Source organism: Bdellovibrio sp. HCB185ZH, from assembly GCF_047302455.1.
In the GTDB taxonomy this organism is placed as follows: Bacteria; Bdellovibrionota; Bdellovibrionia; order Bdellovibrionales; family Bdellovibrionaceae; genus Bdellovibrio.
Genome location: NZ_CP178624.1, coordinates 1241187 through 1253379 on the forward strand (window position 1 = coordinate 1241187; position 12193 = coordinate 1253379).

12 protein-coding genes are annotated in these 12193 nt (G+C 42.7%); 6 read left to right on the forward strand and 6 right to left on the reverse strand.

What is annotated here, in order from left to right:
• Positions 1-133 precede the first annotated feature (133 nt).
• From ACLSU7_RS06035 to ACLSU7_RS06045, 3 genes are read left to right on the forward strand one after another with little or no spacing between them, the layout of a single operon-like run.
• Positions 134-406 (forward strand): PepSY domain-containing protein, encoded by a 273-nt coding sequence (locus ACLSU7_RS06035; RefSeq protein ID WP_413294656.1) that lies wholly within the window; start codon positions 134-136, stop codon positions 404-406.
• Positions 406-930, forward strand: coding sequence for a cytochrome b/b6 domain-containing protein (locus tag ACLSU7_RS06040; protein ID WP_413294657.1), 525 nt, complete (start codon positions 406-408; stop codon positions 928-930). The genes ACLSU7_RS06035 and ACLSU7_RS06040 overlap by 1 nt, the downstream gene beginning before the upstream one ends.
• Positions 931-942: 12 nt before the next feature.
• Positions 943-1500, forward strand: coding sequence for a dihydrofolate reductase family protein (locus ACLSU7_RS06045; RefSeq protein WP_413294658.1), 558 nt, complete (start codon positions 943-945; stop codon positions 1498-1500).
• Here the strand turns inward: ACLSU7_RS06045 and ACLSU7_RS06050 are convergent, their stop codons facing one another.
• The 5 genes from ACLSU7_RS06050 to ACLSU7_RS06070 all read right to left on the reverse strand — a co-directional run bounded on the left by ACLSU7_RS06050 (position 1501) and on the right by ACLSU7_RS06070 (position 8664).
• The gene (locus ACLSU7_RS06050) at positions 1501-2715 is read right to left on the reverse strand and encodes an MFS transporter (protein ID WP_413294659.1); all 1215 of its coding nucleotides are present in this window, start codon (positions 2713-2715) and stop codon (positions 1501-1503) included.
• 93 nt (positions 2716-2808) lie between these two features.
• Positions 2809-4752 carry a hypothetical protein gene (locus ACLSU7_RS06055; RefSeq protein ID WP_413294660.1) on the reverse strand — a complete coding sequence of 648 codons (1944 nt, stop codon included), beginning with the start codon at positions 4750-4752 and terminating at the stop codon, positions 2809-2811.
• 168 nt (positions 4753-4920) lie between these two features.
• Positions 4921-5415 carry a hypothetical protein gene (locus ACLSU7_RS06060; protein WP_413294661.1) on the reverse strand — a complete coding sequence of 165 codons (495 nt, stop codon included), beginning with the start codon at positions 5413-5415 and terminating at the stop codon, positions 4921-4923.
• Between the two features lie 63 nt (positions 5416-5478).
• On the reverse strand, positions 5479-7428 hold the full coding sequence (locus ACLSU7_RS06065) for a hypothetical protein (RefSeq protein ID WP_413294662.1): 1950 nt from the start codon (positions 7426-7428) through the stop codon (positions 5479-5481).
• A 234-nt stretch (positions 7429-7662) separates the two neighbouring features.
• Positions 7663-8664: a hypothetical protein gene (locus ACLSU7_RS06070; RefSeq protein ID WP_413294663.1), complete on the reverse strand. Its 1002-nt coding sequence runs from the start codon at positions 8662-8664 to the stop codon at positions 7663-7665.
• 164 nt (positions 8665-8828) lie between these two features.
• Here ACLSU7_RS06070 and ACLSU7_RS06075 point away from each other — a divergent pair, with 164 nt between their 5' ends.
• From ACLSU7_RS06075 to ACLSU7_RS06085, 3 genes are read left to right on the forward strand one after another with little or no spacing between them, the layout of a single operon-like run.
• Positions 8829-10427: a DUF4041 domain-containing protein gene (locus tag ACLSU7_RS06075; protein WP_413294664.1), complete on the forward strand. Its 1599-nt coding sequence runs from the start codon at positions 8829-8831 to the stop codon at positions 10425-10427.
• A complete protein-coding gene (locus tag ACLSU7_RS06080; RefSeq protein WP_413294665.1) occupies positions 10428-10649 on the forward strand; it encodes a DUF4238 domain-containing protein in 222 nt (73 codons plus the stop codon).
• Complete coding sequence (locus tag ACLSU7_RS06085; protein WP_413294666.1) at positions 10630-11178, forward strand: DUF4238 domain-containing protein; 549 nt, start codon at positions 10630-10632, stop codon at positions 11176-11178. The genes ACLSU7_RS06080 and ACLSU7_RS06085 overlap by 20 nt, the downstream gene beginning before the upstream one ends.
• Positions 11179-11322: 144 nt before the next feature.
• On the opposite strand, the gene ACLSU7_RS06090 is transcribed toward ACLSU7_RS06085, so the two are convergent.
• Positions 11323-12141, reverse strand: coding sequence for a DUF5677 domain-containing protein (locus tag ACLSU7_RS06090; RefSeq protein ID WP_413294667.1), 819 nt, complete (start codon positions 12139-12141; stop codon positions 11323-11325).
• Between the last annotated feature and the right edge of the window lie 52 nt (positions 12142-12193).

Below are 12193 nucleotides of genomic sequence, written 5' to 3' on the forward strand. Positions count from 1 at the left end.
AGCGAACTTTGTGCTTGGCCATAAACCGGCTAGAACCATCAAATCTAACGTTAAAAATAAATTTGCCTTCAATAAAGTTAAGCCTATATTTATTGAAGGCAAATTCTTAACTGATAAGCACAGGAGTGATTTTATGAAAAACCTAATTGCAGCTTCTATCATCGCCGTCACTTGTTTGGGTTCGATCTCTTTCGCAGAGCCAAACTGCACAAAAGAATCCAAAGACAAATGGCAAAAGGAATCGGATTTTCAAAAAAAACTAACTGACGAAGGTTACAAAATAAAAAAATTCAAAGTAACCAAAGGCAACTGTTATGAAATCTATGGCTGGAACAAAGAAGGCAAGAAAGTCGAAATCTACTTTGATCCAACCAATGGGAACAAGGTAAAGGAAAACATTGAATAATGAGCAGTCCGGGGATCATTTGGAATTTATGGATTCGTGGAATCCATTGGCTCCTTGCAGTCATTGTTATTGCAAACCTATTTATCTTAGAGGATGGTGATCCCCCACATCGCTACGTCGGATACGCGGCGGTGGCATTGGTCATTTTGCGATTTATCCTGGGATTTGTATATACAGATCATAGTGCATTTAAAAATTTTCCTTTATCTTTTAGTAAATTGAAAGATTTCGCTTACGCAAAATTGCATAACCAAAAAATCGATTATGTGGGCCACAATCCGGCGGCCTCTTGGGTGTACCTGGCAATCTGGAGTTGTGTGATCTGCTTGGGAATCACTGGATACATGATGGGTACAGATCAATTTTGGGGTGATGAAACACTGGAAGAAATTCACAACTTATTCAGTGTCATTTTGCAAATATTTATCGTTGTACACTTTGCAGGGATCGCACTTGATAGCATGCAGTTTCATCGAAAAACATGGTTACGCATGATCACCGGAAAAAGCGATAACCAGAGCTAAAAAGGTCAACCTATGAAAACACTGTTTTATGGTGCAACAAGTTTAAATGGATACCTTGCAGATGAAAACAACTCTCTGGATTGGTTGTTTCAATTTAGTGACGGCGAGGTTCCGCCCACCTATGAAAACTTCATCAAAGATGTCGGTGCCATTGCCATGGGTTCTCATACTTATGAGTGGCTTTATGAACATCAAATCTCCAAAGAGGCGGATAAAACTAAAGCGTGGCCCTATAAAATGCCCGCTTGGGTTTTTACGACTCGCAAACTTCCGATCATTCCGGATGTGGATGTTAGATTTGTTCAGGGCGACGTACGCCCCGTGCATGAGGAAATGAAGAAAGCTGCTGCTGGAAAAAATATCTGGCTGGTTGGTGGTGGCGAGCTTACTGCCAAGTTTTACGATGCTGGTCTTTTGGACGAGATGATCATTCAGGTAGCGCCATTAACTTTAGCGGGTGGCTATCCCCTGTTCCCACGAAAGATGCATCCGCCGATGAAGTTACTTTCAGCGCAACCTATCGCAAATCTATTTGTCGAGCTTCATTATCAGGTGAACTACGCGAAGTGATTAACTTCGCGCCCAAAAAAATCCTGACACACGCTTCATCAGCATAAAGGCAAAAAAGATTCCCACCAGGGACATCAGGGCTCCGACCCAAGTTGGTGAAGCGTACGAATATCCCATCACCAGTGGTAAGCCTCCCAGAAATGCTCCCAGGGAATTTCCGATATTAAAACTTGCTTGGCCCAGTGAGGAGCCCAGCATCTCTCCACCTTGGGAGTTTTGAATCAATAGCATCTGAATCGGTGGACATTGAGCCATCGCAAAGGTGCCGGTCAAGAAGATCATCACGAATGTAGCAATCGGATATGGTGCTAACAAACCACTTAGGAAAAGTGCTGCCATCATCGCAAACATCAAAACGATCGATGCTTTCAGGGCCGAGAATCTGTCAGCGAGCTTTCCTCCCAGAATGATTCCGGCAGTCATTCCGATGCCTGCTAAAATCATCCACAAAGGAATGGATTCAGGGGACACGCGCGTTACTTCGGTTAACATCGGCGCGATGTAACTGATCCAGCAAAAGAATCCGCCAAAACCGATGGAAGTAATGCCGATACAGATCCAAAGATTTATATTTTTGAAAATGTTAAATTCGCTTTTAAAGTTCGCAGAAGGATTTGGTGGAATCACAGGAATCCATGACTTTAAAGCTAGCGTCGTTGCAAGTCCCACGACGGCCACCATCACAAAGGCCCACTGCCATCCCCACTGCACGCCGACGTAAGTTCCAAGAGGTACGCCGATAATATTTGCGATCGTAAGTCCCGTCAGCATGCTTGCAACAGCCGAAGCCTCTTTCCCGGGTTTCGCTAAGCGACTGGCAACGACTGCGCCGACACCGAAGTAAGCTCCGTGAGGAAGTCCCGCTAAAAAGCGAAACAGCATCAAGGAATAATAATCTGTAGCTAAAGCCGAGATCCCGTTAAAAACGGTAAATAGTCCCATGAGGAACAACAAAAGATTTTTGGCCGAGTACTTACTGCCAAGCACTGTTAAGAGTGGCGCGCCCACGACCACTCCCAAAGCGTATGAGCTGATCACATGTCCTGCATCCGGGATGCTGATCTTTAAGTGGTTCGCGACATTGGGCAAAAGTCCCATGATCACGAACTCTGTGATGCCAATACCAAAGCCACCCATGGCCAATGCCAAAAAACTTCTCGAAGTGGCTCCAGGAATTTGCGGAGTAAGAGTGGAAGAGGAGGAAGATTGGATCATGACAGTGCCTTGCGGAATAAGTGATATAAAAGAATATGCGCCTCTGGATGGAAGCGCACAAGTCTTAAATATTAAGGCTGCCGTATAGACTAGTTACTGAACGTCCCAGAAGAAAATGCGATCGTAAGTTCCTTTATTCACCAGGCCTGCTGAAGTCCAGATCATCATCGTGGAAAAGGCATTCGGATCGGTCGAAGTGATCGTTGAAACAATCTCATAATTATTGGCCGGATCGATCACGACATACAGTGGAGTAAAAGTCATATCATAGGCCAAGCAGCCAAACTTACCGCCTGCCAGCGCTTGAATACCACCCGACGGCAACACTGCAAACAGATTCGCGGGAGCATACTCTGCAGCCCCCATCACAAGGGAAGGGTTCCCCTGCAGATCGATCGCATGCAACGTATAGTCTCCGGTATCCAAGAAATAAACTTTATCTCCGATGGCTTGGGCACCCAGCGCTCCTGCGACTCCCAATGCACCCGGATTAGATGAATAGTCCACGGAATATGTGATCGCGCCAGTTAGGTCGGCGCGATAGATAGTTCCACCATCATCGAACCACATGGAATCTTCAGAATCGATTCCGATAAATCTTGGTGCCGCGAGGTTGTTTGAGAAATAAACAAAGCCCGAACTTTCTTCAACACCGGTTTTAGAACGAACTTGATAGAAAACTTTCGATGTATGCACACCCATCGAAAACTCGTAACCACCGGTTAAAACTTTGTCATCACTGGTCATCGCGACAAAGTGATCCGCCCACCAAGTGATGCCCGGGTTATCGACTGAAAACTCGCGCAAGTATGTTCCCGTCTTGGAATACACTTTCACGCGCTTATTACCGTTGTCGTCGATATAGATGTTTTCATCACGGTCGACAGCAAAGCCTCCCGTTGTGTTTGAATTTTTAAAATCTGGCGCGGCACTGCCAGAACTCGTTAATTCTCTGACGAACTGATACGACGACCCGGAAAGTTGCCACAACTCATCGATCGCAGTTTGAGAAGTCAAAGCATTGAAAGCGATGATCTTGGTCCCATCCGGTGAGATGCCAAAGCGGTACATGGAAATAGGATGCGCAACACTAGTACGCAAAGTGCGAATCAATACCGGCGTGCCCGATGAAATGTCATAGACATTCAAACCTCGATCGGGATCGTTGTTCTGGTCAAGAGGATCGCCAAGATTTGCAACGTACATATAACCATTAGAATCAAACTTAACATCGACAATGTGTTTCAGAGTCGCACTTAAATCAAAGAAGCCATCTGCTGTGCCGTCTTCTTGATAAACATAAATGCGGGTGATCCAGTTATTCGACGATACATAGACTTTCTTAGAAGTGGGATGTTGACCCAAGAAATAAAGACTTGTGTTTGCAGCGGCTCCATAGGAGCGCAAAAAATTTCCATCGAGATCATAGACTTCGACAGGGTTAGGGTTGTTATTCAGATACGGAGTCAGATGAAGCTCTTCCGTGCCATTCGTGCGTTTGATAAGGGCCATATCCCAGCCGCCGTTTACGAACTGGCCACCAACACCCAAAGTGATTGGCGCAACTGTTCCGTTTGGAGAAATTTTAAGAAGCCCTTGCGCTCCCCCACTGAAGCTAACTCGGCTCAATACGTAAATATCACCGTTGGAAGCACGCACCATCGGGTTACGTTCACTCACCCAATTTTGGTAAGAAGATAATGGAATAGGGGCTTTGAATGTTTCAACACCGTTTGCATCATAGGTGTAAACGCCGTTATCGCCAATAAAAGTCGTGGCACCGGTATTATCGATCAACCCGCCGTTACTTCCCATGGTCGAACGATCCAAACCGACATAGCGATTTTTACCAACAGCTTTATTGTATGCAAGAGTGTGATGCCCCATCGGCAGAACTGTTGTTGGACCAACAACGTTCGTGTTACCCGAGCTGGGGATCTCGATTTTCGAGCCGACTAAATTCAGATCCAGGGTACAACCAGAAATCACGAATGAAGTCAGCAGCAACATATAAACGTACAGAGTATTTGCCTTCATATGAATACTTATCGGCAATATTATACCTTTGCTGGATGACGACCGTCTCAGATTGAAACGAAAGCGACATTACGAGTACATAATCTCGGTAACTTGGGCGTGCATAACACTTCACATGCGAAGCATAGTTTACATTTGCGCTTCGCTACGAGATAGAAAAACCCTCACCTATTTTTTAGAAGTAGGAATGAACTTGCTGCCGCTTTTACCAGCTGATTTGGGTTTACCCTTTTTTAGCTTTTTAGGGCGCAGATCTTCACCGTCGAAATCATCTTCGTCGTCAAAGTCGGTGTCGTCTTCTAGATCTTGATGTTTTGGTTTTGTTGCAGCTTTAGGTTTATTTACAGAAGCCGTTTTTGCGGGCGCAGAAGTTCCTGCCTTTTCCGTCTTAGCGGTTCTGACGGGGCGTTCTTCACGAGGCTTGGCTTTTTCAAAAGTTTCAATGTCAGTTAAACGGATGAGCGACACTTTGTTCGCCATGAAGGCTTTGACACCCTCTTCGGAAACGCTTTTGATTTGTCCCGTGAAACCAAAGTGACCCAAAGCTTTACCTGTGATGCGGAATTTGACTGCGGGTTCTTTTTTAAGAAGCGCGTTGATCTCTTTCAGATCAGAAGTTCCAAGTACTTGGGCGATGGCTTTGGTGATGTCAGAAAGTTTCATGGGGATCCTTGCTTTGCAATAGATCCCCACAATACGCCGGTCTGTGACTTAGAGCAATCTCTGTTAGTGAAGATCCCACAGGAAGTAACGGTCGTAAGAGCCTTTTGACCACAAACCTGCTGATGTCCAGATCATGCTGGTAGTAAAGGCATCCTGGTCCGCGGATTCAATCTTAGTCACGACAGAATAGTTTACGGAAGGATCAATCACCACGTACAACTTAGCGGTCAAAGTTGAATTGTAAGCCAACACGGCAAACTTGCCTCCAGAAATCGGTTGGAAACTACCGAATGGGAAAACTGCAAAAATCCCAGCAGCCGTGTATTGAGCCGAACCCATGAGTTGAGTCGTGGCTTTTGTCGTTACGTTCATTCCCCACAATGTGTAATCATTATTAAGGAAATAAAGAGTATCGCCCGACACTTGCCCGATTAAAAAGGCCCCAACACCGTAGGAAGCGGCATTAGTTGAGTAGGCAATGGTTTCAACTACGTTACCAGTCAGATCTGCACGATAGTAATTTTGACCGTCGTCAAACCACAACATATCTTCAGAATCTATACCCATGAATTTTGGCATCCAGGCAACTGTCGGAAGATCGATCATCGCAGCACTCTGCTGAGCACCAGTTTTATCGCGCACTTGAATATAGATTTTCGCCCACGTAGATGTCGCGTAAGTCCAATCGTAACCACCCGTCAGAACTTTTCCTTCGCTCGTCATCGCTACGAAATGCTCAGTCCAATTGGTGATATTTGGTTCATCGACCGAGAATGTATATTTTAATACACCCGCCATCGAGTAGACCTTCACACGCTTATTTCTACTATCATCAATATACAGATTTTCATCTTTATCGAGAGCAAAAGTGGCGAATGAGCCGCGGGTATTGAAGTCCGCTGCGCCATCACCTCGGGAATTTAATAATTTCGAAAACTGATAGCTGCTGCCAGAAAGTTCATAAAGCTCATCATATTTGTCATTAGGATCATCGCTGTTAACACCCGTGATTGAATTGCCATCCGGTGAAACGGCAAAGGAATAAATGGCGTCGTGCCCTGCACTTGATCTAAGAGTGCGCAGCAAGACTGGAGTGGCTGTGGACACGTCATAAACGCTGATACCGTAGTCCACATAACTTGGTGTCCCTAGATCCTTATAGCTATTTAAATACAATCTGCCACTGGCATCAAAGTTCACTTCGCCAATATTCATGTAGGTTCCAGTAAAATCCAAAACGTCAGGAGTCGCCGGAGTTCCATCTTGATTAAAAATATAGATTTTAGTCGGCTGATTACAGGTCACATAAATCTTTTTATCGATTGGATTTTGCGCGATGGAATACATCTGCAAGCCTGGGACTGTATAGTCACGACCAGCTTTATAAACGCCATTCAGGTCGTAAACCTCGACCGAGGAGTTACCACTGCTAACATAAGGAGTGATGTGAATCTCATCGACGCCGTTTACGTTAACCAGCGCGATGTCAGTACCACCAAGAGTGAAGTTACCCCCAGCGGTGGTTAAGTCAAATTTCTGAATGCTCGTACCATCAGCAGAAATTTTCAACAACCCTTGGTCTCCGCCTGTCGTCGGATTAACTTTACTGACGACATAGAAATTGCCACTTGAATCACGAACCATCGAAGGTCGCGTCCCTGCGCTCCAGTTTTTATAAGTAGCGGTGGGTAAATTAACTCTGAAAGTTTCGTTGCCATTTACGTCGAACGTCAGAAGCTTCTCGTTCGACATCAGCGTCACGTTTTTCGCGTTATCAATAAGTCCGCTACGAACCTCAGACGCATCAGCAGAAAGGTCAATGAACTTACCCTTACCGATTGATTTATTTAAAGCTAATGTGAAGTTCCCCATCGGCAACGTTGTCGTGGGACCGTCGTTCGAACCGATGCTAGACATATTAGATTTGGATCCCAATAGATTTACATCCAGAGAACACCCAGTTAATAGCCATGAGGTCACAAACGCCAATACGTACAAATGATTTGTTTTCATATGAATACTTATCGGAGTCCGGAAACATTATGTTTAGGTCACTTCTCATTCTGAGACGTTAACAAATCGCAATAAACTCGACCTTGGAATAAATGGAGTGAGTATTTTTCGGGAAGTTGCGAGTGAGAGCGCGGTATGGTTGCGCTCATGTTTTTGTGAGTACGTAGATATGAGAGTCTTCGAGTCCTGAGCTGGAACGAAACCCTCTCGGATCGAGAGGGTTTCAAAACTTAGTTATGCAACTTCGATACCACTATACCTAATTTCATCAACGCCACTAAACCCAGAAGCAGGCTTAAAATCCATATTACATTTAAAGTTTTTCATTGAATCCGAAGGATCGACTTCACTTAGATTTAATTGATTGATCGTAGCTTTGGGAATCATCACCGAGACGATAACTGTATCACGCAGATGTCCCGTCTTCGGATCAAGCATAGTCAATTTTGCATTAACATATACGGTTTCAACCGGTAGAATCGAAAATAATTCCGATGCTACTGATAAAATACCACTACAGATATGGTCCTGAAAAATAGAGTTGAATTTTGCAGTCGGTAGCTTCTTAACTGACAATTTTCCACTTTTTAAAAGGTCTTTCACCTCTGGTGGAATAACGGAATCACCTTTAAACAAGACATTGACCAACAATTCTTTTGGATTAACAAACTCCACAGTGACATTCGCCTCGTTTTCCTGCAGCTCATTAAAAGCCCTCGTCTCCTCAATAACTTCTAAATAGGATTTAGCGTCACCTTGTAGAATTCGCTTCGACAAATCTTGTGAACATTTCCATTCTTGGAGCTTTTCACTGTATTGTTTTAGAGCTTCTGCATATTCGCGACTGTCACTTTCAGTTGCGATCGTAACTTTCCTCATCATCTCCAGACGGACGCTAGCTTCTAATCGAAAAAGTTTTTGGAAAAAACCTGGAATATAGCTGTCTAATTCAGCTTGCGCTTGTTTCCTGTATTTTTCCTCATTCAAAGGAGGGGTTGGTTCAGCCTCTTGTGAAATATCATTCCAGTTTATGGGAACGTACTTTTCTTTATGAAACCCTAAAAGTGTTTCCATCTTCGATTGATATTCATCCACTTCACTTTCGGCATCATCAAGTTCCAGCTGTTTCATTTCAGCTTTATAGCGTTTCGCTCTGTCACGTTCTCTACGGGCTGCTTCTCTCTCAGCTCTACGAACAGCGGCATTATATGATCTGATAGCACCTTTAAGCGTCATATATCCTCCAAAATCACCAACAGATCGGTTACGCATCAATAAACTTAAATGAATATATAAACACGTCTCTTTTAGAGATATCTTTGTAAACTTATTTTGACTGTAGTTGATTCTAAGTTTTCCCGATATGCAAAGAGTTGCAACTTCAATAAAGGGAAAACACAATGACTGGAACACTTCTAATTCTAAGTTGTATTGCGCTTATACTAACCATTGCCATTTGTGTACGTTACAAAATGGCAGGCACGACCCTGGCGCACGAATTAGAAAGTCTAAAGCAACAGAATTCAAAGATGCGTTCTGACTATGATAACTTAAATGCTGAAAAAGTACTCTTAGATTCTAAAGTTAAAGAATTATCCCCTTACTTAAAAATACTTGATACAGAATCCCATATATTTGAGCTTCGCCGAAAAGCCGAGGAAAATCTAAAAGAACAGCAAGATCGTGCTTTGACCAAAGTTAAGAATGAGCAAATCGCCGTTTTCAATCTTACAGAAAAAGCTAAAAGCGAGGCTGAGAGTACTATTGCCAAAGCCAAAGAATCAGCAAGATTAATTCAGGAAAAGTCTGATAAAATTCTAGCGGACGCGAATAACAATGCGAGAATAACAATTGACCTCGCAAATCAAGAAGCAAAAAAAATCGCGGCAGATGCATTGGATGCACGCGACAAGGCAGATTCATTCGAAAAAACGGCGATAGCGATGAAGAATATCATCGAAGGCTACGGTGACCAATACATTGTTCCCACTTACGGCCTTCTTGATTCATTAGCAGACGACTATTCGCATACTGATGCGGGCAATGAACTCAAACGTTCACGAGATCTGGTAAAGGCAATGATAAAGAACGATATGGCTGCTACATGCGAATACGTCGAGATAAATCGAAGAGATACAGCAATTGCTTTCGTTCTTGATGCATTTAACGGAAAAGTTGATTCAATTCTGTCCAGCGTAAAAAAGGACAACTTTGGCACATTAGAACAGAAGATTCGAGATTCGTTTCAGACCGTAAATTTCAACGGACGTGCTTTTAGGGAAGCAAAGATCACTGAGCTTTACCTCAGTGCGAGATTAGACGAATTGAAGTGGGCTTGCACCGTTCAAGCCCTAAAAGAAAAGGACAAAGAAGAGCAGCGAAGAATACGCGAACAGATCCGTGAAGAAGAGAAAGCCGCACGTGATTATGAAAAGGCTATGAAGGAAGCACAAAAGGACGAGGAGACCCTTTCGAAGGCTATGCAGAAAGTTCGGAAGGATCTTGAGTCAGCAAACGAGCATCAGCGTTTAAAATATGAAGAAAAATTAAACGACCTTCAACAAAAGCTAAAGGCTGCAGAGGACAAAAGTAAGCGTGCTCTTTCAATGGCACAACAAACTAAATCTGGGTATGTGTATATCATATCGAACGTCGGGTCATTTGGGGAAGACGTTTTAAAGATAGGACTCACTCGACGCCTCGATCCCCAAGACCGAATTGATGAACTAGGAGACGCTAGCGTTCCGTTTGATTTTGACGTCCATGCTTTCATATCAAATGACGACGCACCAGCATTAGAAAAGGAACTTCACCGTAAATTTTCTTCTCATCAAGTTAATAGAGTGAACTTCAGAAAAGAATTTTTTAAAGTGAAAATTTCCGAACTACGTAAACTTATAGAAGAAATGGGAATTTCAACCCATTGGACAATGACTGCTGAAGCGAAAGAGTATCGTGAAAGTATCTCTTTGCTTAAAAAAAACTCGGATGTCGCTTAAATGCAAACCACAAAACGTCAACACTATGTTCCGAAGTTATATTTAGCTGGATTTGCCGATGCCAACATTCAGCCCAACAAATTCGTCTGGGCTTATAATAAAAAAATCGAAAGCATCAATCTACCGAATAAACCAGTCTCAATCTCATCAATCTGTTACGAAGATTTTTACTATGCACAGACTGAGGATGGTGATGATTTAATTGAAAAAAAAATTTGCTGAAATTGAGAGTGCCACGAGCCCCATTTTAAGAACCCTTGGATTAAACGACGAGGAGGTCGTCAATATTTCGGATGAAGATCGAGAAAAAATCGCATTGTTTATCGGTTTTTCTTTTACAAGGGTTCCAAGTTTCAGAAACCCAATTCACGATTTACATAAATTCGCCGCAGAGCATATTCTTGATCACTTGATTCAAAATAATAGCTTACCCCCTCCTCCTTCAGGTATTACACCTGAACAGATGATAGTAGAGGTAAAATCTTTTGTTAGCTTACCAATAATGATCGAACAAGCTTGTAAAATAGCGGATTCGATTCTTTTGAAAGACTGGCAATTCTTTAAAGCTAACTCAAAACGTAGCTTTATCACTTCAGACAACCCTGTATTCTTTTCCAACGGTGGATCGCAATTTATTGGCCCTATTCATCCAAAAAGTGAAATCATATTTCCTATAAGAAAAGATTTACTGCTGGTGTGCACTCACAAGGGGATGGATAAAACTGTATTCTTCCCCAATGACAAAAAATAAAGCAATTCAATGCCGGGGTTGCGATGGCCGCCAGAAAATATTTAATTTCAGATGTTCGGTCAATTGGGATTGCGAAGTTAGCTTACAAATATCGCAATGAGGAACAAATACTTAAATTATTCTAACACTATAAAGTTAAATATTTTACTTTAGTTCTTCGATCTGAAGCATATGCCGTTGAATTAAAGCGTATGGCAACGGATCATACTCAACTCCAAAAAAATCAAAAAATTCATGCAAACTCTCCATAGCATGATGTGTACTTAATGCGGCAAACATAGTCACAGTTTCTAAATTTCCAATGGAGTTCAATCCTGCACAATTCCGGTAAAGATTCTTAATCAAGGGCGAACCATGCACCAGTTTTGACGTCATTTTAAAAATACTCTGGTATTCGTTCGACATCCCAACAAGATCACAGATATCCTTTGCAGTTTTTCCATCGCCGTTCCACACAGCATTAGATATTAGTCTGTCGCCTTTTGCCCAAAATGGAAACTTTCTACAAAATACCTTTTCCTCTTCTTCAGACGGAGGTTCCAGGTAAGGAGAGTTTTTTCTACCCATAAGGACCTCGTAATCAAAAAAATCACTGAGACGCTGAAGAATGACGGCTGGGGTGTCATGTTGATATATAAATCTTAAATTCACCCTAATTTCAAAAGCCACTCGCAGATTCAGACCTGCATTTGTTAATAGCAATTGATCTTGTGCTATTAAATTTCCGCGCAAGATGTCTTGTAGTTGCATCAACAAAGGATATGCATTTTCAACCAGTTCGTTATGCTTCTGAATTTTTTTTGGTAACCCTTCCAAGGAAAATGAATAATACGCATAACTAGAAAGTAAATATTGCGACGCAGGTTCATTGTGTTGCCCAACAATAAATTTCTCTAAAGCCGGTCCAACGGTTTTCCAATACTCCTGCCAAGATGAGAATTGAAGTTCCTCACTACTTACCATTTTTCACCTTTCAATAATCACGGGAAAGAGAGACTTTGAGCTCGTACTGGCA

Coding starts and splice junctions, on each gene's coding strand:
- ACLSU7_RS06035 (WP_413294656.1), top strand. CDS start 134: ATGAAAAACCTAATTGCAGCTTCTATCATCGCCGTCACTTGTTTGGGT.
- ACLSU7_RS06040 (WP_413294657.1), top strand. CDS start 406: ATGAGCAGTCCGGGGATCATTTGGAATTTATGGATTCGTGGAATCCAT.
- ACLSU7_RS06045 (WP_413294658.1), top strand. CDS start 943: ATGAAAACACTGTTTTATGGTGCAACAAGTTTAAATGGATACCTTGCA.
- ACLSU7_RS06050 (WP_413294659.1), bottom strand. CDS start 2,715: ATGATCCAATCTTCCTCCTCTTCCACTCTTACTCCGCAAATTCCTGGA.
- ACLSU7_RS06055 (WP_413294660.1), bottom strand. CDS start 4,752: ATGAAGGCAAATACTCTGTACGTTTATATGTTGCTGCTGACTTCATTC.
- ACLSU7_RS06060 (WP_413294661.1), bottom strand. CDS start 5,415: ATGAAACTTTCTGACATCACCAAAGCCATCGCCCAAGTACTTGGAACT.
- ACLSU7_RS06065 (WP_413294662.1), bottom strand. CDS start 7,428: ATGAAAACAAATCATTTGTACGTATTGGCGTTTGTGACCTCATGGCTA.
- ACLSU7_RS06070 (WP_413294663.1), bottom strand. CDS start 8,664: ATGACGCTTAAAGGTGCTATCAGATCATATAATGCCGCTGTTCGTAGA.
- ACLSU7_RS06075 (WP_413294664.1), top strand. CDS start 8,829: ATGACTGGAACACTTCTAATTCTAAGTTGTATTGCGCTTATACTAACC.
- ACLSU7_RS06080 (WP_413294665.1), top strand. CDS start 10,428: ATGCAAACCACAAAACGTCAACACTATGTTCCGAAGTTATATTTAGCT.
- ACLSU7_RS06090 (WP_413294667.1), bottom strand. CDS start 12,141: ATGGTAAGTAGTGAGGAACTTCAATTCTCATCTTGGCAGGAGTATTGG.